The organism is Pseudoalteromonas sp. Z1A8 (genome assembly GCF_011378855.1).
Taxonomy (GTDB): Bacteria; Pseudomonadota; Gammaproteobacteria; order Enterobacterales; family Alteromonadaceae; genus Pseudoalteromonas.
Map to the genome: position 1 here is coordinate 18506 of NZ_WTLB01000035.1, position 26042 is coordinate 44547.

The window sequence follows — 26042 nt, forward strand, 5'->3', positions numbered from 1 at the left end:
TTAATACGTTTTAAGTTGCATGAATAAAGAAAAACGTCACCAAATACTATCGCGCCTGCGCGACGATAATCCACACCCAGTAACAGAGCTTGAATATTCAAGTCCGTTTGAGTTACTGGTTGCCGTTACGCTCTCAGCGCAAGCAACCGATGTAGGTGTTAATAAAGCCACTCGAAAATTGTTCCCTGTTGCTAACACACCCCAAGCCATTTTAGATATAGGCCACGATACACTGCGTGATTATATAAAAACCATTGGCTTATTTAATTCTAAAGCCGCCAACGTGTACAAAATGTGCCAAATATTGGTGGATGAACATAACAGCATCGTGCCAGAAAATCGTGAAGCCCTAGAAGCTCTACCAGGCGTTGGTAGAAAAACAGCTAACGTTGTACTCAATACCGCCTTTGGCTGGCCTGTAATAGCCGTGGATACACATATATTTCGTGTTTCTAATCGTACTAAGCTTGCCATGGGTAAAGATGTTGTAGCCGTTGAACAAAAACTTGAAAAAGTAGTGCCTGCTGAATTTAAAGTAGACGTACATCATTGGTTAATACTTCACGGACGTTATACCTGCGTAGCCCGTAAGCCCAGATGTGGCAGCTGTATTATTGAAGACTTGTGTGAGTTTAAAGAAAAAACGGAATAGCCTTAGCTCCAAAAGCGCGGCATGTAGTCGCGAGTTTACCTCGCGCAATGAAGCACAAGCCTCAAAACCACAAAAGCGCGGCATAAAGCCCCGCCTACGTATATAACGCCAATCCTGTGGATGCGAGTTTACCTCGCGCAATGAAGCACAAGCTTCAAAACCACAAAAGCGCGGCATAAAGCCGCGCCTACAAACATAACGCCAACCCTGTGGATGCGAGCTTACCTCGCGCAATGAAGCACAAGCTTCAAAACCACAAAAGCGCGGCATAAAGCCGCGCCTACAAATATAATGCCACCCCTGTAGTCGCGAGTTTACCTCGCGCAATAAAGCACAAACCTCAAAACCCAAAAAGCGCCGCATAAAGCCGCGCCTACAAACATAACACCAAAATATTTCTCGACTTTCATCTTTTTCCCCAACTCACTAGGGCGTGTGAGACTAACTGCTAAAATTTTTCAAAGTATTAATTTCACAAGTCTCACTCCTTTAGTTATGCTGTTGAACATTATAAATTTTTATTGCGAAATCCCTATGCTACCTCTACTTCGTATCTTGATAATTGAGCAAGACCCAATCATCCTGCAAGAGCTTTGCGCTAACCTGTCAAAAACGATTCCTAATTTTGAGCGAGTTGATATTGATATCGATATTATTGAACGTCTCGATCTGAAGCAAGCACTGGAATGTGTAAAGGAAGATGGCGATATTCAAGCCGTGGTTCTCAGTTGGGATGTACACAACAAAGTGGGTGAACAAATTTATAGTCGCTTTATCGAAGACTTAAAGGCAATTCGTCTCGAGTTACCAGTTTATGTTATAGGCGATGACACTAAAGGACTGGAAATCATCAACGAATCGGAAGAAATCGAATCCTTCTTTTTTAAAGATGAGGTGATTTCTGACCCAGAAGCCATTTTAGGTTATATGATCAACGACTTCGATGATCGCTCTGAAACGCCATTTTGGACGGCGTATCGTCGTTATGTTGGCGAAGCGAATGACTCTTGGCATACACCTGGTCATAGCGGCGGTTCTAGCTTTAGAAACTCTCCTTATATAAACGATTTTTATCAGTTTTACGGTCGCAATGTGTTTGTTGGCGATCTGTCAGTTTCGGTAGACTCACTAGGCTCATTGTCAGACAGCACTAATACCATTGGCCGTGCTCAAGAGTCAGCAGCGGCAACGTTTGAAGTTAAGCACACCTACTTTGTTACAAACGGTTCATCTACCTCAAATAAAATCATCCTGCAGACACTACTTCGCAAGGGAGATAAAGTCATTGTAGACCGTAATTGCCATAAATCTGTGCACTATGGCATTTTGCAATCAGCTAGTTACCCCATTTATTTGGCGAGTATACTAAATCCAAAATACGGTATTTTCGCGCCACCTTCGTTGGCCGATATTAAGTTGGCAATCGAAAACAATACAGATGCTAAATTATTGGTGCTTACTGGTTGTACTTACGATGGCCTACTTAGCGATCTGAAACAAGTGGTAGATTACGCTCATCAACATAGTATTAAAGTGTTTATAGATGAAGCCTGGTTTGCATATTCTTTGTTTCATCCTAGCTTTCGTCATTATTCAGCCATACATGCTGGGGCTGACTACATTACCCATTCTGCGCATAAAGTGGTATCGGCATTTTCTCAGGCGTCTTATATTCATATTAACGACCCCGATTTTGATGCAGATTTCTTCCGCGATATTTACAGTATCTACGCGAGCACATCGCCTAAATATCAGCTTATTGCGTCTCTCGACGTATGCCAAAAGCAATTAGAGATGGAAGGTTATAAATTACTCAATGCGCTGCTAAATCATGTTGAAGAGTTTAAACAACAAATGGCGTCGCTCAAGCAAATTAAAGTGCTCGGTAAGGAAGATTTTATGAAAATATTCCCGCACTTTAGTGGCGATAACATGGGTCACGATCCGCTAAAAATCCTTATTGATATTAGTGAACTACCTTATTCATTAAAAGATATTCATAAATACTTATTGGATGAAATTGGCCTTGAGATAGAAAAATACACGCACAGCACCATTTTAGTTTTACTTACGCTTGGTGGCACGCGCTCGAAAATCATTCGTTTGTACAATGCGTTGAAAAAGCTAGACAGCGGTAAGGTAAAGCTGTCTAAATCGACGCGCAGAGCCCGCTTACCTGAAAATTTACCCGCTATCGACTTAGCATGTATTCCAAGTGATGCTTTTTATGGCGATCGCGAATCTGTGCCTATTAGCAAAAGTAACAATCGCATTTGTGCCGGTTTAGTTACTCCATACCCACCGGGCATTCCGCTTTTAGTCCCAGGCCAGCATATTACTAATGATCATGTTGAATATTTGCAAGAGTTGGCAAGCCAAGGGCTAACTATTCAGGGTAGTTTTGATGGTGAAATTTATGTTCTTAAGGGTAAAGTTAAGAAGTAAAGTATTCACTTAATACTATCTCAATAATGATTACTGGTGGCTGTGTCGCAAGACATCGCCGCTGTAATATTGAAGATTTGTATGAAACCACAGCACAGACTTGTCTAAGTAGCTTGCCTCAAAGCTACTTATTTCTGTTCTGGCTTTTTTATTAATTTACACCTTCTATCCTTTAGCGAATAAAACCCGAATTATAAACGTGAAAAAGGCGGTTCATAAACCGCCTTTTAAATTTTTTCTAATGTTTAGCTAAATTACAGCTTGTAGCTCAAACCTAGGAATAAGCGTGGGCCATAGTCATTCACTTCACCTAAATTACCTTCAACAAAGAAGTCTTGTGATTTAGGTGCACTGAACAAGTTAATTGCTTCTGCTTTAACTCTAAAGTGCTCATCAATTTTGTATGATGCGCGCATTTCCCATACGCCTACGCCATCAACATAACGAAGTCGAGTACCATTTGTAGTATATGGTTGGAAATACTCACTACGATATTTGTAAATAACAGCAGTATCAAATCCACCAATTTGGTAGTATAGCTGACTGCTAAATACATGCTTTGAGAAACCAGGTACTGAAGCCGACTCAATAATACCGTCAGTTAACTGTGTAGTATTACCATCTACGTCAGTCTCAAACGTATCGCCGTATAAGCTATCTTGGAACTCAAAATCAGTGTCTGCATAGTTGTAACCAAATTTCATACCGATGCCATTATCCCAGCGGTAAGAAAATGAAGCTTCAAGACCTAATATTTCACTGTCTTCGTCTGATGTAACAGAGTTAGTAATTGGTAATGAAACAGTTTCACCAGCAACAGTAAATTCTTCAATTACTGTTTGTTGTTGAAAGCCACCGTTGAACTGTTTGTAGTATAGGCTTAACGCTAAGATTGAATCTTCGTTAGGGTACCATTCAAATGCAGCGTCGTAGTTCCACGACATAAGCGGTTGAGTGTCTGGGTTACCAGAACCATTTACACCGACTAATAAATCGCTGATTGATGTTGCTGTACCTTCTGTATCTTCTTGGAATGTACGGCTGTAACCTAAATCAGATGGATCTGCACGCGACATACCACGGTATATACCAGCTCGTAATAAAATATCTTCACTGTAATCAATAACTAGGTTAAAGCTTGGTAAATACTTAGTGTAATCACCACCGCTTTTTATTTTATCCAATGAGCCATTATCAGATTCAACAAGAGAAAGTACACCAGTATCACTTGTTACTACATCAAAGCTGTTTCTAAAGCCAATTGATGTTACTTCTGTATCTACAATACGAAGGCCAAAGTTACCGCGAATGAATTTACCAAACATTTCAGTATCGTAGTTAGCCATTAAGTACACTGATGTGGTTTTTTCTGTTACATCAATTGTACCTGCATTTTCATATTCAACTTCTGGGTAAGCAAACACGCCATCAGCATTAGAACCAGCTACAGCTTGTGAGAAACATACGTTGTCGTATGTAGCCCATGATGAACCGGTACCGCTATCTACAACGTTACCGTCACTATCAACATTTGTTACAATATCGCCATCAGATACACTCGATAAAAAGCCTGATTCAGGGAAATCGATTTGACAACCTTGTAGTACGTCAAGTGCTTCAGTGCCTGAATCTAGTGTGTACTCATTTCTTGAACCGTTACCTTGGCTTCCGCCATACTGTAGGAAGGTCATTTCAGATGTTCTAATACCACCTTGAATACTGGTGAAAACATTGCCATCTAAGGTATAGTCAAAATCTAGTCGCGCTGAGATAACTTCGTTTTCACGAACATTTTCACGGTCAAGTCGTGTTCTTAGGCTATCTGTAAAGTTTGAAATATCTGTTACGTCAAAGTCTGATAATGTGAAATGAGGAATTTCATCGCCCATATCCCAAGAAAAGAAATTACGACCTGATGTTCTACCACGGTTAGATATTTGAAGTTCTTCGCGTTCTGTTTTTGAATACGCTAAATCTAAGTCAACAGTTAATCTATCGGTAACTGTATGTTCTATATTTATGCCGTAACCTTGGTAGTTTTCTTCACGAGAAAATTGCTCACCTGCAGATTCAATTCGCTCTTCGCCTTCCCAATGAAGGATACCGCCAACATCATTAGTAACAAGTGTTGGACCGGTTACGCCTGGTGTTGCACGTTTTTGTAAAAAGATTAAATCGTGGCGTGCTTCTTTTTGTGTTCTATCTGAAATTTGTGCATCAAAGTTAACATCCCAATCAGCTGAAGGTTGGTATTGCAGTGCAAAAAACATTGCATCACGTTCATCTGATGTCTCGTTTTGACGGTAGCTTCGGCTACTGCCAGTCCAAGCATAAGGAGTCCCATCACTTACTGCTTTACCTGTATCAGGATCAATTTTTGTATCGTAACCTTGATTTTTACTGCCGCTTACTTGATCTTCACAGTCACCTGCGCTACTGCGGTAAAAGCCTTCATTGGTATTATTAGGATCGTTTAAACACGCCCACAATGAAGAACCTGATGGGCTAGAGCTTCTGTATTCAGCTTCTGGTTGGCTGATATCTTGGCGCTGTACACCAAAAGACACACCAACGGCTTGGCCGTTATCAAATTCAAACTGGTCTACATAACTAAACGTGCCACGGTAACCCGCGTCACTTTGAAGTGAGTTATCTACATTACCTTCATCAGGGTTGTAGTTTAATTTAACTTCAGCTGATACACGTTGCTTGCCAAAATCAAGTGGAGTTATAGTTTCAAGTGCAATAACACCTGCAACACCACCTTCAATCATTGACGCATCTTGCGTTTTATAAATTGCTACTTTTTTTACAAGTTCAGACGGAAACTGCGAAAAGTTAACTGAGCGGTCACCACTACCATTAGTCGCTTCACGACCATTGATATGCGTTGCACTTAAAAATGGACCAAGACCACGAATAGTGATTTCTGTTGCACCACCGTTTTCACGGTGAGATGCAGCACCTGTAATTGATTCCAGTGCTTCACCGATAGACAGTGCTGGTAAATCACCAATATCTTCAGATGACAGGCCATCAACTACCGTTGTTGCTTCACGTTTAATTGCTATTTGGTCTTGAATCGTTCTACGTGTACCTGTAACACTAATTATTTCAACGTCTTCTTCAACTTCTGTCGCTTTTCCCTGATCTTCCTGTGCGCTTGCTGTAAATACGCAAGAACTTGCCATACCTGCGATGACCGCTGTTCTTACCCATTTTGCAACTGGGCGCATTGCAAACTGCCCTGTTGTAGAATTATTGTTATCTCGTGACTTCAACGACATTTGAATTCTCCGCTGGTTGTTGTTGTGTGATTTTAGTGTGTTAGCTTGTTATGCTTATGTATATTTTATGTGACCTTTGACGTTAATATACTTAAACGCAGCACGATGATCAACCAATTTGACGCTTTAATATTACCATAAGGTATACCAATTTTAACTTAGTGGCATTACCAGTAGGTCAGGCAGGTTTTTTACTAGAATATAAACCGCTCTAAACTAGTTTATAAATGGGTAATGTAGGTTGAGAAAAGTGTGGTGATTATTAATGAATAATAAAAAAGCCCCAAATTTGGGGCTTTTAAAAGTTAACTGATTAATTGGTTATTTAATCGTTTTGTATTTTCCATGTAGATCCAACACCGACTTCAGATGATTGAATATAATGAAGACCTTTAGCACCCGCCTCTGCCTGCAGGCCTGCAGGGTCAGTTTCTAATAACGTACTTGTTGCTGTAACGTACTCAAGTACTTCTTTGCCATTAGTTGCTGGGTCTTGGTCAATTGCACCATCAGTATCGAATGCGCCATTACCATTTAGTTTTCTAATTTCAACCCAGTCACCGCTTGCATCGCCTGATACTCGACTATCCATATAACCAAAGTTATTACTTAGCACCGAACTATCGTGATTAATTAAGTCACAGTCATATTCAAAAGCATGGTCACTATCAAGTGTATTTGGGTAAAATAGGCCTTGAGTTGTAGCACTGCTGTTTATTGTATCTTCGTCTGTTTGATCGCCTAAACCGTTTGCAATTAAATTTCCATTAAAGTTGATAACAAACGCATTTTTGGTTAGGCCGTATAGCACCGGCGCATTCGCTGCGGTTAACTCATCACAATCACTTGTCGGTGCTTTAGAGCCAATTTCAGTACTAAACACAATCGGTTGTTGCGAGTTCAAAACCGTATTATTTGTTACATTTAGTGTAAAGTCACCTGCACCATCAAGAATAGCTTGGTTACCTGAGTTTGGTACTCCGCCATCAGCTTGCGAAAATGGATTTGCAGTAAATACAATACCGCCCGCTTCTTTGTTAGCTGAGCGGATGCCTGCAATATAGTTATTGCTCACTGTATGCCCAAGCGGTGTTATTAAAATGCCTGCAGGTCTATCGCTTGAGCTCGCTATATCTGTAGTACGAATAATAATGTTGTCGGTAACACTGTTAAATCCACCATCTTCCAAAGAGATACCCCCATTAGGATTTACAATTGTATTGCCTTTGATGGTTGCACCAGAAGTTTGTACTCGAATTAAACGACGACCCGTTACAAAGTTTTCTACGCGGTTATACTGAATAGTAAAGTTTGCATCATCAGCTGCACCGCTACCCGTTGTACTACCTGCATTAATTAAATATAAACTTGATTGCCCAAAGTTTGGGTTATTACTGTCGCTAAATAAATTATATTGAATAACGTGATCAGAGCTTGATGACGATATTTTAATCACGGACCCTTTTTCAGCCACATTTCGATTAGAAAATGTATTTCGCTCAACTAATGCGCTTTGACCTTTTATCATCAGCCAATGGTATTCAGAGTTATTGAGTGTAGCTTCTTCTCCATCCATCGTGTTTTGCGAAAAAGTAAAGTTATCCCCTTCTGAGTAAATAACAGCACCTTCTTCGGTTTCACAAAATGCACCCGCTTTAGTATCTATATTCTTAAAGGTAAGCCCTGTTAATCCAGCGCCATCTACTCCAGCAGCTACATGCACACATACTTCACCGCTAAGTACAGGAGTTTGACCTTCTACAGCGCGAAGCGTTACTGCACTGGTTAATAAAACTGCGTCCATATCAGCATAAACACCGGTGTTTAAGCCAATAACATCACCATCAGCTAAACCACCACTTATAGCACCAAGGAGTGCTTCAGGGTTACTAACTAATTGTGTGTAAACTAATGTATCAAGTGAGTTTGTAACGTCACTCACAAATCCATCATTATCGGTATACGTGGCTTTTACCGACATTATTGAGCCAGCGTAAGCAGAAGGTGTAAATGTTTTACTATTACTGTCGGCTACTTCAACGCCATCAGCAGACCAAGTATAAGTAACGTTTGCCTCTTCAACACCGTTGTTATCAGTTATCTCAGCGGTTAACTCGCCACTTGTCAAATAAGGCGCTACGCCCATAATGGCGACGCTACCGGCTTCGTCAACCGCAACAGCAGAAACAGCAATTGTTTCCTCTGATGTATTATCCTCGATAAATCCATTATCATCTGTGTAAGCAACTTGAACACTTATCTTTTGACCTAAAAGTGATGCATCAACTGTAAAGGTGCTTTGTGTTGCGCCATCTATCTCTTGTGCGTCAGCAAGCCATTGGTAAGTAATATCTCCTGTTGCCCCGTCGGTATCAGCAACTTCTGCTGTTAATATATTACCAACGGTTGGCGTGCCACTAATTGTAACTTCGCCTTCTGAGTTTGTTCGTGCTACAACCTCTGTACCCGTTGAAGTCACAGACTCGTTAAACCCACGGCTATCTTCAAAAGATGCACTAACTGTTATAACTGTACCAAACTGTGCGTCTGTTAACGTGAGCGTTGAAAGTGCTTCATCTGCAATCTCTATGTCATCAGCAAACCATTTATAAGTTACTGTATCGCCATCAAAGCCATTTTCGTCAGCTACATTGGCTGTTAGTTGCGAACCAACTAGAGCGTCGCCCGTAATAGTTAAACTTGCAGGGAATGCGATTGCGGCAACATCTGCGGTTGGATCTGTAATATGCGATTCATTAATACCGCCATCATCGGTATAAAGCCCTTGAACTGTAATTGGTAACCCTATCTGATCGTCAGTCAGTGTAAACGAAGCGCTATTTGCACCTGTAATTGCCTCACCATCTGCATACCAATAGTAAGTCACGTCACCTGAGATACCATCAGGGTCACTAACTTCAGCTGTTAATGTTTGTCCGCTTGTAACCGTTCCACTAAGAGCAATAGAGCCCAAGTTGTTGTCATTGTTGTTTGAGTTTGTGTCACAACCAACTATTGCAGCTGCAATAGCGCATAGCGCAAAATGTTTTAATTTCATGGTGGCTCTATTCTCCAAATTTATGGTTTTAATATTTGGTTATCTATTGTATGTGTTACCAAATAAATTATGTATTTATTACCAAATTCATTTAAATTGCAAATAAATTGTTAACCAACTTGGTAATATAACCATAATAAAATAACTTTTTCCACTATACCCAGAGAATTAAATAACAATAAATAAACATTAATTTAACCACTCGTTATTTTAATTGGTCTAAAATTGAATGTTATCACGCACAAAGGCCACAAAAATACATAACACTTATAGTGTAAAGTTGGTTTTATAGGAGGATTGAGTAAATAAGATTTATTTAATATATATGAAGTATTCTTATTTAAAGACTGTAAAAAAATTAAGAAAAGGAGTGAGCGTGCATAAATAGGATTGTTTATAAAGATAATGAAAATAGAATTAAAAAAGGGCAATGATCTTGCCCCTTTTATTTTTGAATTGAACCTTGATTTATAACATAGCGTTATTATAAAACTCTACAGGTTCGTTTGAGCCTAAAGCAACCGGCACACGTTGATGCAAGCTAGTTGGCGCAATATCTAAAATACGCGTTCCTCTAGAGGTTGCTTTACCACCTGCGTTTTCAACTAAAAGTGCTAACGGGTTTGCTTCGTAAAGTAGTCTGATTTTTCCGTTATCATTACCGGTACGTTTATCTTGTGGATACAAAAATAAGCCACCTCGGCATAAAATACGATGAACGTCCCCTACCATCGCTGCATTCCAGCGCATTGAGCTTTTTTCAAAGGTTTCGCAGGTATATAGCAATTTATCAAAATACACTTGAGTCGGTTCGTTCCAATAACGGTAGTTAGCCATATTAACGGCAAACTCACGACTTTGCTCAGGCACACTCAATTGCTTATTTGTCAGCAAATAGCCACCATGTGTTGAGTCTAATGTATAACAACGTGTTGGGCCGCCAGTGCTCATTACAAGTAATGATGAAGGTCCGTATAACACGTAGCCTGCACATACTTGATTTACACCGGGCTGACTAAATTGCTCGTCGCTGTCGAAGGCAACATCATCACGGGCTAAGTAAATAGTAAATATAGTGCCTATTTGGCCATTAACATCAATATTAGAAGAGCCATCTAGTGGGTCAAAAGCAACAATAAACTTACCTTCAGGATGGCCACCTACTGCATGATCTTCTTCCTCTGATGCAACTGTGCGTACGCTGCTGTCGTCAAGTAGTATGTCTTTAAGTAGTTGGTTTGCAATTACATCTAGCTTTTTTTGCACTTCACCTTGGATGTTTTCATTCAATGTTGAACCTAAAACACCGGCTAATTCACCTTGGCTTACTCGAAAAGCAATTTCTTTACTGGTCGCTAAAATTGTGCGAATAAGTAAAATAAGATCGGTATCTACACCGTCTTCTTTTAATACTGTATTTAGTCTTTTCATGCGCTATACCTATTTACACAATTTAGATCGTCAAAGCATTGCTCTAGTCTTGCAACCATACTTTGCTCTGAATGACGCAGCCATACGCGAGGGTCATAGTATTTTTTGTTTGGCTTATCATTCCCATCAGGGTTACCAATTTGCTCTTGTAGGTATGCTTGGTTAACTTTGTAGTAGTCTAAAATACCTGTCCAACACGCCCACTGAGTATCGGTATCAATATTCATTTTAACTACACCATAGGTTAAAGACTCTGCAATTTTATCGTATTCAGAACCACTACCACCATGAAACACAAAGTTGATTGAGTTGCTTGGTAGATTAAATTTTTCTGAGACGTAAGCTTGTGAATCTTTTAGTATAGTTGGCGTAAGAACAACGTTACCTGGCTTATATACACCGTGAACATTGCCAAAAGACGCTGCAATTATAAAGTTAGGGCTAATACGAGTTAAACGCTCATATGCAAATGCAACATCTTCAGGCTGAGTGTATAAAGAAGAGCTGTCTAGGTGTGAGTTATCAACACCGTCTTCTTCGCCGCCTGTACAGCCAAGCTCTATTTCTAGCGTCATCCCTATTTTTGCCATACGTGTTAAGTAACGTTCACAAATTTCAATATTTTCTTCTAGAGGCTCTTCTGAAAGATCAATCATATGTGAGCTAAACAATGGTTTGCCAGTCAGTTCAAAGTGTCTTTCACCTTCGTCAAGTAAACCATCAATCCAAGGTAGTAGCTTTTTAGCTGCATGATCAGTATGAAGCATCACTGCTACTTCATAATGTGCGGCAACCATATGTACGTATTTTGCAGCACTTACCGCCCCAAGCACCGCTGATTGTTGCTCTGGTAAAGATAGGCTCTTACCACAAAAAAACTGTGCTCCACCATTAGAAAGCTGAATAATAACGGGCGAGTTTTTCTTTTTAGCAGCTTCTAGCGTCGCATTTATAGATGTTGTACTAACAACATTTACCGCTGGCAACGCATATTGATTAGTACGCGCATGTTCATACACAGCACTTACTTCGTCGCCAACGATTACGCCTGGCAGTATTGTTGGGGCTAAATAATTCATTTATAAGATCCTTTCTACTTTAAAGCTTGGATACAAGAATCGGTAATTGCTTGCCAATTTTCTTGCTCAACCCATTCTTTTTTCGCTATCCAAGTACCGCCAACGGCGAATACATTATTTAATGAAAGGTAGTCTATTTTATTACTTTCGCTAACGCCACCTGTAGGGCAAAAACTTACTGATCTAAATACTGTTGAAACAGCTGATACAAAAGGTGCTCCACCAGCAAGCGATGCTGGGAATAATTTTTGCTCTTTAAAGCCATATTCAAGCGCCATTAAAATATCACCTGTGTTTGATACACCAGGAAGTACTGGTACATTACATTTAGCAAGTGCAGTAAGTAGCGCAGGAGAAACCGCTGGCGTTACAATAAAGTCAGAACCCGCTTCAAGTGCTTGCTCTAAAATGTCAGTATTTATGACTGTACCCGCACCTACTTTTAGCTCAGGCACTTGTGCTTTAATAGCTTTTAATGCCTCTATTGATGCCTCTGTTCTAAGTACTACTTCAACTAAAGTAAGACCGGCTTTAGCCATAGCTTTCGCTATTTGAACACCTTGCTCTGGCGTATCAGCTTGAATTATAGGTAGCAGTGTTTGTCCTGACATAAGTTCAGAAAAGCGAGTCATAACGTTGTTCCTTTATAAAAAGTAATGCAGCCGATGTATGGCGGCCTTTAATGTTTGATTAACCTGAACTCTAGATAATAAATCTATCTCAAGCAGCTATTTTCAGCGCTAACTGCGTTGAATTTACTTGCAATAGGCCCGCTATTGACGCGTAAATTCGCCTTGTTTTCACTGAAAATCTCTAGCTAGAGAAAATAATTTTAAATATCACCATGATTCAATATGTTAGTAAATCTCTTAACCAGAGTTCAGGTTAATTATTTTGTTATACCAATTGCATTAAATTAATGATCTATTATAGCGACAAGAAAACAGCTCAATAACAAGGCTAAAATTATGATACATAGTTGTTCTATATAAATAATTTTTAACGTAGTTAGTGAGTTATTTAATACGCTAAGGTGATCATGTTTTTAATAAAATTGGTATCAAATACCAGCTTCAATCATTGCTAGCTGAAATATATCTTTTGGAGCAATGGCGCCTGGCTGTTGTATAACAGCACCTGCCGCTTTTGCAGCAAGTTGTACAGCACTTGAAATTGATTTATCAGATAAACGAGCACCTAAATAAACACCGTTAAAGGCATCGCCTGCTGAGGTAGTATCTACAACATTTGTTACCGGTATTATAGTGTGGCTTTGAAGCGTATCGCCCTCTTTTGTCACTACCGATTCAGGGCCATTTTTAACAATAATTTCTTCAATTTGGTAAGGTTTTAAATATTCAACAACCGCTTCTACGCTATGTACGTCATAAAGTGTTGTTAAATCTTCAACGCCTGGAAGGGTAATATCTGCAAGCGTAAAGGCTAAATGATACTGCTCTTTAGTTTCCTCTACACTATTCCACAAACGCGCTCTGTAGTTAGGATCAAAAACTATTTTAACCCCAGCATCTTTAAGCTGCTTTACAACTTTCCAAAAATGCTCACGTGCGCTTTCTTCAATTATTGCTAATGAAATTCCTGAAAAGAAAAACATATCACCTTGGCTAAGCTGCTCGAGTGCATCAGCATCTAAAAAATCAACAACCTTTTTAGCTGCAGAATCATTACGCCAATAAATAAAGCTACGCTCACCATGCTCATCGGTTTCTATGTAATACATGCCGGGTACTTTGGTATCGTGAGCAAATACGAGTTGTGTACTTATTTGTTCACTTTCAAAGCGTTCTAGCATTTTTTTACTTAAATTATCTTGACCTAAAGCCGTAACAACCGAAGTAGTAACCTGCGGGAAGCAACGTTTTAAATACACTGCAGAATTATAAACATCGCCTGCAAATGATTGGTGTAGTGTGGCTGCGCTCATAGCTCTAAGCTCGACCATGCATTCACCGATAAAGTAAATATTTTTCATCTTGGAAGTTACCCTATGTAGTTAACTGCTATGCGCTTATACAGATTATGTTGGCATAGCAGTTATTATCTAGATTATTGAGGCTTTTTAAGAGGTTCTATTTTTGGAATTAAAATCCAAACAGCTGCCATTGCTATAATGGCTAAAGAAGCACCAATAACAAATGCTGGCGTATAGTTACCATCAGCAGTAAGAATTGGCACTAGCGATGTAAGGCCTACAGCGCCAAGTTTTGCCGCCATGCCAGAGAAGCCTGATAATGTACCTACAGCTTTTTTGCCTAACAAATCACTTGGTAGTGTTTGCACATTACCAATTGCAGTTTGAAAACCAAATAAGATAACAGCCATAATTAGTACCGCAGTTGTTGGTCCACCTGGATTTGCCATTGCAAGTAACGCAGGTAGCATAATTAAACAACCCAGCGTAATAGTTAGCTTACGTGTTTTGTCTGTATTCCAGCCTGCTTTAAGTCGGTTTTGAGCCAATAAGCCACCAAACCAAGCACCAAACATAGCGCCAACATAAGGTACCCAACCGTATATACCAATAGATTTAACATCCATGCCATATACTTCGTTTAAGTAAATTGGAATCCAAAAAACAAATAACCACCAAATAGGGTCAATTGCAGCAGAGGCAATAATTACGCCCCAGCTTTGTTTACGAGAAAGTAGCTCTTTAGTCGAAGGATTATATTCTTCTTCGTCTTCACCAGTTACATCGCCGTTATCATCAACACGTCTTTGACCTGTTAAAATGTACTCGCGTTCTTGTGCAGTAAGCCAAGGATGAGAGCTAGGCGGCGCTTTAACTAAAATTAACCAAGGCACTAACCAAAGAAAACCTAATACACCGACAAAAACAAACACCATTTTCCAGCTAAAGTAGATAGTTAAGTATGCAATTAAAGGGATAGCAATAATGCCACCAATTGCAGCACCAGAGTTAAAAATACCCTGTGCTAAAGCACGTTCTTTAGTTGGAAACCATTCAGCATTACCTTTAGCTGCGCCCGGCCAGTTACCGGCTTCTGCTACACCTAAGATTGCGCGAAAAATACTAAGGCTAAGTACACCTTGTGCAAATGCATGCGCAACGGTGGCAATAGACCAAACACCTATCGATAAAACAAAACCGAAGCGTGTGCCAACCCAGTCAAATATTTTTCCAAATATGGCCTGACCAAATGCGTAAGCAAATACAAATACAATTGAAATATTAGCGTATATTTGTTTGCGTTCTAGCGCTGATTCATCAGGAAATAAATCTTCAACAATGTCCGGCCAAAGCACACTAAGTGCTTGTCGGTCTATATAGTTAATAATGGTCGCTAGCGCAATTAGCGCTATAACCCACCAACGTAAGCCTTTAAGTTGCATAATTAATCCTCAAGAAAGTCTTCACGCGCTGGGCTAAAGGTATCAATCAGGATCCCGCCTGTTGGACAGGTAGCACCATGATCAGCAAATGGAGGGATTAAGCAGCTATCACCCGGTTTTAAGATTTTAGTGACGCCATCAATGTTAAAGTGAAACTCACCTTCAACAACATACGTTACTTGAGAATGTCTGTGAGCATGGTTATACCCAATAGCCCCTTTCTCAAACCAAATTTTAACGGCCATTAGCTCTTCGTTATAACCTAGCATTTGACGTTTTAGACCATTTCCTAAATCTTCAATTTCGGTCTCGCTGCCAAATGAAAAGTGTGCGCTTTGCTTTTGCATCCTGTTTACTCCTGATTATTGTTCATCATATAAACGCCTAATCGGCCATTTAAAGTGAACTCTTTATTTTGATAATTGAATGTGTGTTTGCCAGGCTTAGCTGATTCAGCAACTTTGTTAATAGCCACTAAATACGAATTGCCTTTAATATCAAGTTCAACAAGTGTTAAATCGCCCTGCTGACTATATTCGAGCCCTGTAACTCTACTTACTGCTTCTAATGTATATTCTTTACTTGGGTTGTATTCACCGTGAGGCTCTAGTACTGATATAAATTTATGATTTTTTTGACCCTCAACACGACGAATAAAACCATTTTCGTTGCGTAAATTAAAATCTGGGTCGTTTGCGCCTATTTGAGTAAATAAGAAAGACTCATCACCTTCAACCAAACTCGTTTGCGTATAAAAGCGGCCGTTTTCGTTCAGCCACGTTACTTTAGCTAAACCACTTTGAGGTTGCGCTTGAGCTTTAAGCCATAGATGCTGGTAACCATTTTTAGTACCTAATGCAGCGAGTTGTGTTGTATTTGCTTTTAACTCAAAGCTGGTATCGATAAGTTGACCTTTATAATGCAAAGGCAAATCAAGTTGGTGTGCTTTATTTGCAGCAACATCAAATATATCAAGTGCAACTGTGCTTTGTAGTTCAGGTAAGTTAATAAGTGCAAGCGTACGCTCAAGATCAACGCCCTTATAAGCTGTGCTTATTTCGCCGCTTGAAACCGTGCCGTATTTATTTGTTTCGAAAAAGTTAAGTGAAGGGTAATTACTATTTCCTACTTCAACATTTGCATTAAAATGCGTTGTTTCGTCAACCACTACCGTATTGTGCGCAACAGTGTGTTTAGCGTAAGTTTCGTTTTCAGGTAAATAACGACCGCCGTATTTAGCTTCTACATTTAAAAAACGTGCTGCGCCATAATCAGATACAATTTCATTTCCGTGGTCGTAAAACTGCCATGTTAATTTATCAAAATGACCGTGACCTAAGCCTTGTGCAGCAGGTTTAAATAGTAGAGCTTGATCGCCACCTACCTGCGTTCTCATTACAACTAGAGCACCTTGCTTTCCGTCATTACCATCACCGAAGGCAACAGATTTAAACGAATAAGGTTTTGCCATGTTGTTATCAAGTGCTTGAGCTACTTTTAGCCCATCACCAGAGAGAATTATTTGGTCTTGTTGCTTAGCAATATCTAAATAACCCGCATCGTTGGTTAGGCCATATGCTGCCGTTACCCCATTTACTAACTCAATGGTATCGATACCTTTACTTTTTATTGCATCGTTAATTGGGAAAAACAAACCGTTGTAGCTAAGTTGAATCGTCGTATCAATCGCTTTTAATAATATGCCATCGCGATATTCAAATATTTTTCTTTGTGGTTCGTTGTTTTCAATCGCTTTAGCAAACGTTACAAATGGTAATAGTGCAAAGCGTTGATAGTAAGGACCTTCGTTATAGTAACCTTGTGGTGAAAACAGCATCTCTAGCTGCTTAATAAACCCACCCTTACCCGACTTTTCTAAATCGTATAATGATTTTTCTACCCACTCAGGTTCGCCTAATACATACCCTGCCATGCCAACACCCGCTGTTGCCCATGTTCCATGATTATGTACTTTATTAAATGTAGACGGTTGTCCTACAGATGTGAACAACGAAACAGGACGTAGTAAGTCATTTTCGATTGTTTTAATGTTATTGGCATTTAACGAGTCATGAATTAGATCATAAGCTTGTATTGTGTACACAAGCCACATTGCTTCATTTAGGCTTTGCCAAAAAAACTTACCTGGATTTTGCGAGTCCATTTTACGTTTTGGATGCAGACCAAGCGTTGGGTATAATTTTGCGTACTCAAGCAACATATCACGTACATAGTTTGCATATTTATCATCTTGGCTTAATTGATAAATAATGCCCGCGTTGTACATAAGTTGGTAATTTTTCTTATGACGCTCATGTGTATAACCACCACCGCCATCTTTTGGAACTGGTACAGTTATAGGTTGAGCAATTTGCTCATCAACTTGTGTTTTTAGCGATTCAAACGCAGTTGCAAACTTTGTGCTACCGTTGCTACTAATAGCTTGGCGCATTTGTTTAACATCATCAGTAGTAATCACTAAGTTTGGGTGCGCTGCATGCGCACCCAATGATGTAAGTAATGTAATTGCAACTACAGCAGCTATTTTAAAACGTGTTTGGCATTTTAATAAGTACATAGTATTTACCCTGCCTTATTTAAAATGTTGTTGTTTTTTAATACTGCCGTGTGTGGGCCTTTTACTCTTAGCTCTTTAACGTTTGGTGCTTTGGTTGCATCAAATGTATTGTTAGAGATTTCAGTTTTAGGCTCGCCTACAGTGTGTTCTACAACAATAGGAGCAGATTTAACAAATTTATTTTCTTTAATATTAGTAACCTGAACACCGTGAACATAAATGCTCGCTTGCTCTTTATTACGCTTACCAAGGCCGACGTTATTAAGCGTGTTATTCGTCATTTCAAAATGAGGGCCAAATGTACTTTCATCACTGCCGCCACGGTAAAGCTTAACTATGCCGCCTTCCACATCATTAAATGTATTATTATTTACAATAACGTATTCAGCGTTATAAACACCTAAGTCTTCAATCTCGGTGTTTAGGCGTAAAATGTCACCGGTTACAGTATTAAAGGTATTACCTGTAAGAATAATTTCATCAGCCATTGCACCTTTACCCGTGATAAAGAAATGGAATGAATGATTAATATCTAAAGCATTTAACTCTGAGTTGGTCATTACAAAGCGGTAATTATCAACCATACCCCATTTTTGCGTACGAACAATGCTGTTACCAATTGCATCTGGTGCGTTTTCACCTGAAATTGATAAACCATCTAGTTTTAAGCTGCCGCCATCATGTATTTCAAACAAGGTAGAGCGTTGAAAAGTAAGTTTAGACTTTGTGCTCTGCTTCGCTTTAATTGTCAGTGTTTTATCAATTTTAACCAGTTTAGAAACATCATACTGGCCAGGCGCTAGTTCTAGAATATCGCCCGACTCTGCATTATCAATAGCGTCTAGTAATGCACTTACATCAGCTTTAACAGAATGTGTCTTACCAGAATCAAAATCAACTAAAGCAGGTACTTTTGCATACCAGCTAACACCGGTATCTTCTTTTTTAAGTACTTTTAAATCGCGCTTTGCACCTACATTTAAACTTTTAGATGTTGGGTAAAGTAGACCATTACTTGCTTTTTTAAGCGTGATTTTTTCTTTTTTTACACCGTACGTTAGCTCAGAAAGTACTTTTGTATCAGCAATGTTGTTACTTAGTACCAGCCCGCTTACATCATCAAATGTTGTAAATGGCTGTTCACCATCTTGATTTATGATTAAGTTGTTTTTCATTACGCTATCTTTAGGTGCAGCGCTACGCTCAGCATCGCTACCTGCGGCAAGTTGAATATGACGCACATTTATAAATGTGTTGTTTTCAATTGTCGCATTTTCAACTTGGTGATAACGATTTATAGATGAATTTGGTACGCCGTTCATCACAGTAAAACCACTGCCAAAACGGTACCCTGTTAGACCTTGTAGGTAGTTATTTCTTACAATTTGGTCTTTATTGATAACGCGGATACCACCGGTATGGTCAACACCATTACCAATGAAAATATTTTCTTCAATAAGGTTACCGTTACCATGGCGCAGCGTTAATGTACCGCGCGCTTCATAAAATACGTTATTACGAAGGATGTTTTTACCTGACTTAACCGAAACAATTTCTACTTCACCATTGGTGCGTTCAAAATAGTTATTTTCTACCAATGTATGCGAATCAGTTAATGAGTAATGGCTGGTGCCAATACGTAGGGTTTCACCACCGTTCGAACCAAAAGTAGGACGGTAGCCAAAATAGTTATTGTCTATGCGGTGATAGTTTTCTTGGCTTGCTTGAGTGTTTAAACGAACAGCAACTGTCACGCCTTTATTCCGTTTGCCAACTAAATGACTATGATCAAAGCGGTTATGTTGTCCATATAATGCAACCCAATAATCAGACTCTCGTTTGTCTGGATTACTGTAATTATCGATTACTGTTTGAGTAACTCGTGAATTGTAGGCTAACTCATTTTTATTTTTACGAAACTCTATTACAGCTGAGCTCGGTGTGTAGCCGTCTTTAAATACTAAACCAGAGGCTTCAAGGTATTTACCTGCAAGTCTTAGGTTCGATTGACCCGATAAAATCACTTTACCGTTAGTTTCAGCGGTCAATAAAATAGGAGAGTTTTTTGTACCTTGGCCTTCAAGTAGGATTTCGAAGTCAGACCAAGTACCATCTTTAAGTACTACTTTGTCGCCAGCAACTAGATTAGCTGCGATATCATTAAAAGCTTGTTTACTTTCTACAAAATAATCTTTGGCCGCTATTTGTGTGGATATGCAACCGATGAGAACTAGACTAAGCTTTATTGTGTTAATCAAACGCATAGTTAACTCTTTTTCGTTGTGACTGAAAGTAGTGCTTCATCAGAATTTAAAAAAGCTGACATTGCACAAAGACTTTAGTCAATTGGTGTCATGTGTGTTAAAGCGCCTTAAGCTAAAAGCCTAAAGCGCTCAATAAGGTCGAGAAGTATTACTTTTCTAGCTTTTTGAAGTAATCAAAAATTTCAGGAACGTTACCTTGACCCATACCAGCGTCAAACGCTGCTTGTAGGTTAGCTGATGAACCTTCAGCGATTTTTGATTCAGTACCTAGGTCTTCTACCATTTGTAGGAAGTAGCCTAAATCTTTGTTTGCATTAGCAATCGAGAAACCAAGGTCGCTAACATTATCAACTGCATAGTTTTTACAAAATTGCATAAACGGTGAGTTAGATGGACCAGTCGACATGATGTCAAAAAGTTGTTGACGGTCAACACCAGCAAGCTCTGCAACTGCAAATGCTTGTGACATAGCACATACTGTAGTCATGCCCATGAAGTTGTTGATAAGTTTAGTTGTGTGACCTGCACCTAGCTCGCCAAGATGGAAAACGTTTTCACCTTGATCCTCTAGTACTGGTTTAACTTTATTGAATGTATCAATATCGCCTGCAGCCATGATGTTTAAAAGGCCGTCTTTAGCATGTGCTGGTGTACGACCAAGAGGAGCATCAATCATGCCTGCGCCTTTAGCTGCTAAATCAGCACCAATTTTTTTAGTAGATGATGGGATAGAAGTACCAAAATCAACTAGTACTGCACCTTCTTTAATACCCGCTAGGATACCGTCTTCTGCATAAATGATTTTTTCTACAACGGCAGAAGTTGTAAGACAAAACATAACAATATCTGAACCTTCAGCTAGCTCTTTAGCAGTGCTTGCTGTTTTTGCGCCTCTAGCGACACATGCTGCAACCGCATCTTTGCTAAGGTCCATAACAATTAGCTCATAGCCTTTGTTTTGTAAATTTTCGGCCATGTTGCCGCCCATTAAGCCTAAGCCGATGAAACCGATGACTGGTTTTGACATGAATAACTCCTAAATATGTGGCGCATACTTTTATAAGAACAAGTAAAATCTACTCTAAAATACGCTGTGTCTTTGTTTCAATTTGTAGAGTAACTTTAAGCTTGAGTTATTTATAAATTAACCTGTGCAAAACGTAACTCTGATTAATTACCAATACATTGTATTCACTCAAACCAAGCAACTTACCAATTGGTATGCAAAAACTGTATTACCATACGCCTTTTTTGTCAACCAATAAGTTAACCAAGTAAATCCCATATTTTTACAAATTACATGAAAATAAATTTAATATCAATCAAAAACAAATAGTTAGATATGAAAAACCCAATCAGACATAGGTTAGATTTTGTTGAACAATCAGTAACTTTTTTTATACTAATAGGTTGACCAATAATTGAGTGTTCTTTATTTAAATATGCAAAATTCAATAAAATGGTTCATTAATTGGTAATTTACAATTGATGTTATTGGTAAAATTATAAAGACCATACGTGAACAGCTTCCAACTCTAAATGGTATTGAGGTTGTGATTTATACGTAACGCCTACATATATGGCTAATACATATAAAAACCACAAAATGTGCTTAATAATAGCGCTTAGTTAAAAATATACTGAACTTTGAAAAATCACTAAAGGAACTGAATAATGCGTTTATTACATACTATGCTGCGTGTAGCGGATTTAGAAAAATCAATTGCTTTTTATACTGAAGTATTAGGTATGAAAGAGTTACGACGCGCAGACAATGACGAGTATCGATATACATTGGCTTTTATTGGGTATGGAGATGAGAAGGACACGACAGTCCTAGAATTGACATATAACTGGGATGAGGATAGCTACGACCTTGGTAATGCTTATGGCCATATAGCCATCGAATTTGATAATATTTACAAAGCCTGTGCTGATATTAAGGCAGCCGGTGGTAATGTTAGTCGTGAACCAGGGCCTGTAAAAGGCGGTACTACTGAAATTGCTTTTGTAAAAGACCCTGACGGTTATTCAATAGAACTTATTCAGAAAAAAGAAGATATGAGTAACTTTTAAGTTATGTAAGTTGTGGGTGCTAGTTTAAATTAAAAAAGGTGCTTTTTAGCACCTTTTAACGCAACTGACTGTCTTTGCTGCCACGTCTATTAAACGATTTAGCGCTAGCATCATTACCTTCTATTGCAGCTTGGCATGCAACACAATAGCGCACTCCTGGTAACGCGAGCCTTCGTGCTTGTGGGATTTCCTCATCACACTCATCACATAGCTCTGCACTTGCACCTGATATTAAATTGCTTCTCGCATACTGTACGGCGTCGTTAACACTCGCATCAATTTGATCTTGAATTGCACCGTCTCGTGCCCATCCACTTGCCATAAATCCTCCTAATAAAGTTGGATGTTTAAACTTATGCTACCAAATCGAATCTTTATAAGTACTGAATAAAAAAGCTAGGAATGTGATGTTCTTTGAAGGCTTAAGCTACGAAACTATATTTTATATCTTAAGGAAAGATGCTGTAGTTACTCCTTGTAATCTACTTCACAAAAAGTTCAACACTCTACAATTAGGCAAAAAAAAGCAGCTAAAAAAGCTGCTTTATAATTCCAATGATTTATTTAAATATTAAAGACTGTAGTCAACAACCTTCATACCTAATTTTTCGAGCTCTGGACGAAGTGTTTTAGCATCACCCACTACTAAATAAATCATGTCTTTAGTATTTAAGTGTTTTTTAGCTAAGGTGTTAACTTCTTCCTTGCTGATATTACTAACAATTTCATTTCTTTCTTTTACAAAGCTAGGTTTTAAATCAAACTCTAGTATTTGTGCTAAAAAGCCAAGTTTTGCATTAGGCGTTTCGTATTTAAGCGCATCTTTTTGATTAATAGCTTTGCGCATAAACATAAGCTCTTCGTCTGTTACACCATTTTGAGCATAATTATTAAGCTCGTTGGTAAACTCTGTAATAGACGCTGCAGTAGAGTCGGCTCTCACCGCTGCAGAAGCGGTAAAGCCACCTGATGTTTTATCACCCCAGAAACGAGAGCGAGCACCGTAAGTGTAGCCTTTATCTTCTCGTAAATTTAGATTGATACGGCTGTTAAACGTGCCACCCAGTGCAAAGTTCATCAAGTTAGCTTTAAAGAACTCACCTGTAATATCTTCAACCATATCGCGTTTACCTATTCGAATTTCTGATTGAGGAGCGTCTGGTTTATCAACCAAATAAATTACATTAGTTTCTACTTTAGGTTCACTGAAATCAACCGCTACTGAGCTCGATTTACCTTTCCAATTTGTAAGTGTAGCTTTAACTTTTGGTTCAATTGTTGACTCTTTTAAATCAGAAACAATAATTACTTGAGCGCCCTGCGGTTTAAAGTTTGCATTATAAAAAGCTTTAACATCATCTAGTGTAATGGCTTCTATACTTTCAACAGTACCACCACTTGGTAGTGAAGCTATGTTATTCCCGTATAGTAATTTGCTATATGTATTAGATGCTAAATAACCTGCATCTTTCATTGAATGCTGGATGTTTTGAATGCTTTGCTTTTTATTACGCTCAAAGTCATCTGCATTAAATGCCGGTTTAAATAACTTTTCTTCTACAAGCTTTAATGTTGCATCTAGATTTTTAGTTAAGCTAGAAACATATACATTTGTATGTGTTTTATCTGAATATATGCTTACTTGGCTACCCAACTTTTCAAGCGCGTTACTCATTTGCTCTGTCGAGTAGTTTTGCGTAGCCTCACTCATTAGCGATGCGGTCATTGACGATAAACCCACTTTACTCGCTTGCTCATTATATAAGCCACCCGGGACTTTAATAAAAATAGCCGTCGTTGGGGTTTCGGTGCTCTGAGTGCCTAATATTTTAATACCGTTTGCGGTATTAGTTTGCCAAAGTGCAGGCACATCAACGGCAGGGTTTGCACCTGCTACTGGATGTACACTTCGATCAAACGTATCAACAGCTCTTCTCGCTACTAAATCATCAGCAGAAGTTGTAGACGGGCCACCAAAGTCATGCGTTTTAGGGGTAAAGTTATCTGCAGCCGCAATAAGCTGAGTTTGCCCTTCTGGCACAACACTCATAATAACGGCAGGTTTATCTTTGATATACTGGTTAAAAACACGCATAACATCGGCTTTTGTAACCTTGTTATAACGTGTAATTTCATCTTTTGCTGAGTTTGGATTACCAGTAAATGTTTCAGACGCAGCAAGCTGAGAAACTTTGCCTGATACGCTTTGCAGACCAAAAATAGCACCTGATTCTATTTTAGCTTTTACTTTATCTAAATCGTCTTGTGTAACACCACGCTTTTCAAATTCTACAAATGAATCACGAACAATTTTTTCCATATCAGCTAACGTTTTTCCTGCTGTTGGATTAGGTAAAGCATAAATACTAATTGAACACGCTAACTCTTGGCATGGATGGTTTGCACTTGCTTGAACCGCAAGCTGGTTTTTAACTAGATTTTTGTATAGTAATGAATTGTTACCACCACCTAATATTTCCGCAAGTATATCAAGAGGTGCTTCATCTTCAGAGCGAGCGTAAGTAGTTGGGAAACTCATACTTAATAAAGGTAAATGTACCTTATCTTCCATTGAAATATATCTATCAGCATTGAGTGTTACAGCTGTTTTTTCTACTGTAGGGATTTCAGGGCCTTTTGGAATTGGTGCAAAGTATTTAGTAACTAATGGCAGTATTTCATTAGCGTTGATATCGCCACCAATAGTAAGCGTTGCATTATTAGGACCATACCACTTTAAAAAGAATGCTTTTAAATCATTTACATTTACGCGATTAAGATCGTCCATAAAACCAATTACTGGCCATGAATATGGATGACCATCTGGATACATCGCTTGAGCAACACGTTCACCTAAACGACCATAAGGGCGATTATCAACACGTTGGCCGCGCTCATTTTTTACTGTTTCGCGTTGTACTTCAAATTTTTCTTGGGTTACAGCATCGAGTAAAAAGCCCATTCGATCAGCTTCTAGCCACAACATTTTTTCTAATTGATTTACAGGTACTGTTTCAAAATAATTTGTTCTATCTGAGTTAGTTGTACCATTTAAAGTACCGCCTGCTTCAGATATTATTTTAAAATGTTCCTCATCAGCAACATTCTCTGAACCTTGAAACATCATATGCTCAAAAAAGTGAGCAAAGCCTGACTTACCCAGCTCTTCGCGAGCAGAACCAACGTGGTATGTTACATCAACGTGTACTAAGGGATCTGAATGATCCTCATGCACAATTACAGTTAAACCGTTATCTAGTTTATATTTTTTATACGGTATGTTGATTTCACCTGCATTAGATTTCACTGATTCAATAAGTGTAACGCCAGGAATTGATGTTTCTGTAACAATATTTTTATCAACAGCTTGAGTTGAGCTATTACATGCAGCCAACCCTGATGCAAGTAAAACAGCAAGTGCAATTTTTGTTAGTTTCATTTTTTAGTCCATATTTAAATTAACTCAATGAGTTTAAAGACTAATTAAAAGTACAACAAGGAATATGGAGCGATTATGGGTTTGGTTTTGTAACAAAGTGTAAATAGATTGATATGATAATGAAGTGTAAAATGAGGGTATTAATTTGTGGTTTTATTCTAATAACACTGCACTTCCCTATCTAAGTAGTAAATGTTATAGCTAAGAGATTGATACTCTTAATAACATCGTGCATATAGAGTGTTATGTAACACTGCTTATACAATACTTAAAATAGTAAGTGGCGTCCCCAAGGGGATTCGAACCCCTGTTACCGCCGTGAAAGGGCGGTGTCCTAGGCCTCTAGACGATGGGGACA

The 26042-nt window shown here is 38.8% G+C and carries 16 protein-coding genes and 1 tRNA gene; 3 read left to right on the forward strand and 14 right to left on the reverse strand.

Features of this window, described 5'->3' with window-relative positions:
- Positions 1-19: 19 nt before the first annotated feature.
- Positions 20-652 (forward strand): endonuclease III, encoded by a 633-nt coding sequence (gene nth, locus GQR55_RS13915; RefSeq protein ID WP_166421073.1) that lies wholly within the window; start codon positions 20-22, stop codon positions 650-652.
- A 534-nt stretch (positions 653-1186) separates the two neighbouring features.
- Positions 1187-3097: an aminotransferase class V-fold PLP-dependent enzyme gene (locus GQR55_RS13920; RefSeq protein ID WP_166421074.1), complete on the forward strand. Its 1911-nt coding sequence runs from the start codon at positions 1187-1189 to the stop codon at positions 3095-3097.
- 254 nt (positions 3098-3351) lie between these two features.
- Here GQR55_RS13920 and GQR55_RS13925 read toward each other — a convergent pair whose 3' ends face one another.
- The 11 genes from GQR55_RS13925 to GQR55_RS13975 form a co-directional block, all read right to left on the reverse strand.
- A complete protein-coding gene (locus GQR55_RS13925; protein ID WP_166421075.1) occupies positions 3352-6384 on the reverse strand; it encodes a TonB-dependent receptor in 3033 nt (1010 codons plus the stop codon).
- A gap of 325 nt (positions 6385-6709) precedes the next feature.
- Entirely contained in the window at positions 6710-9442 is a 2733-nt protein-coding gene (locus GQR55_RS13930) for a poly(beta-D-mannuronate) lyase (RefSeq protein ID WP_166421076.1), read from the reverse strand.
- A 468-nt stretch (positions 9443-9910) separates the two neighbouring features.
- Positions 9911-10873 (reverse strand): class 1 fructose-bisphosphatase, encoded by a 963-nt coding sequence (locus tag GQR55_RS13935; RefSeq protein ID WP_166421077.1) that lies wholly within the window; start codon positions 10871-10873, stop codon positions 9911-9913.
- Entirely contained in the window at positions 10870-11952 is a 1083-nt protein-coding gene (gene fbaA, locus GQR55_RS13940; protein WP_166421078.1) for a class II fructose-bisphosphate aldolase, read from the reverse strand. The genes GQR55_RS13935 and fbaA overlap by 4 nt, the downstream gene beginning before the upstream one ends.
- A 14-nt stretch (positions 11953-11966) precedes the next feature.
- On the reverse strand, positions 11967-12584 hold the full coding sequence (eda, locus tag GQR55_RS13945) for a bifunctional 4-hydroxy-2-oxoglutarate aldolase/2-dehydro-3-deoxy-phosphogluconate aldolase (RefSeq protein WP_166421079.1): 618 nt from the start codon (positions 12582-12584) through the stop codon (positions 11967-11969).
- Between the two features lie 428 nt (positions 12585-13012).
- Positions 13013-13945, reverse strand: coding sequence for a sugar kinase (locus GQR55_RS13950; RefSeq protein ID WP_166421080.1), 933 nt, complete (start codon positions 13943-13945; stop codon positions 13013-13015).
- A 74-nt stretch (positions 13946-14019) separates the two neighbouring features.
- Positions 14020-15327 (reverse strand): MFS transporter, encoded by a 1308-nt coding sequence (locus GQR55_RS13955; protein WP_166421081.1) that lies wholly within the window; start codon positions 15325-15327, stop codon positions 14020-14022.
- A gap of 2 nt (positions 15328-15329) precedes the next feature.
- Positions 15330-15674 carry a cupin domain-containing protein gene (locus GQR55_RS13960; RefSeq protein ID WP_166421082.1) on the reverse strand — a complete coding sequence of 115 codons (345 nt, stop codon included), beginning with the start codon at positions 15672-15674 and terminating at the stop codon, positions 15330-15332.
- Between the two features lie 5 nt (positions 15675-15679).
- Complete coding sequence (locus GQR55_RS13965; protein WP_166421083.1) at positions 15680-17905, reverse strand: heparinase II/III family protein; 2226 nt, start codon at positions 17903-17905, stop codon at positions 15680-15682.
- A gap of 5 nt (positions 17906-17910) precedes the next feature.
- Complete coding sequence (locus tag GQR55_RS13970; protein ID WP_166421084.1) at positions 17911-20169, reverse strand: polysaccharide lyase 6 family protein; 2259 nt, start codon at positions 20167-20169, stop codon at positions 17911-17913.
- A gap of 148 nt (positions 20170-20317) precedes the next feature.
- Entirely contained in the window at positions 20318-21196 is an 879-nt protein-coding gene (locus GQR55_RS13975; protein WP_007585320.1) for an NAD(P)-dependent oxidoreductase, read from the reverse strand.
- A 647-nt stretch (positions 21197-21843) separates the two neighbouring features.
- On the opposite strand from GQR55_RS13975, the gene gloA reads away from it, so the two are divergent.
- On the forward strand, positions 21844-22245 hold the full coding sequence (gene gloA, locus GQR55_RS13980; RefSeq protein ID WP_166421085.1) for a lactoylglutathione lyase: 402 nt from the start codon (positions 21844-21846) through the stop codon (positions 22243-22245).
- 55 nt (positions 22246-22300) lie between these two features.
- On the opposite strand, the gene GQR55_RS13985 is transcribed toward gloA, so the two are convergent.
- From GQR55_RS13985 to GQR55_RS13995, 3 genes are all read right to left on the reverse strand, one after another.
- On the reverse strand, positions 22301-22567 hold the full coding sequence (locus GQR55_RS13985) for a DksA/TraR family C4-type zinc finger protein (protein WP_166421086.1): 267 nt from the start codon (positions 22565-22567) through the stop codon (positions 22301-22303).
- 249 nt (positions 22568-22816) lie between these two features.
- Positions 22817-25684, reverse strand: a complete 2868-nt coding sequence (locus tag GQR55_RS13990; RefSeq protein ID WP_166421087.1) for a pitrilysin family protein — start codon at positions 25682-25684, stop codon at positions 22817-22819.
- Between the two features lie 281 nt (positions 25685-25965).
- Positions 25966-26041: transfer RNA gene (locus GQR55_RS13995), tRNA-Glu, on the reverse strand.
- Between the last annotated feature and the right edge of the window lies 1 nt (position 26042).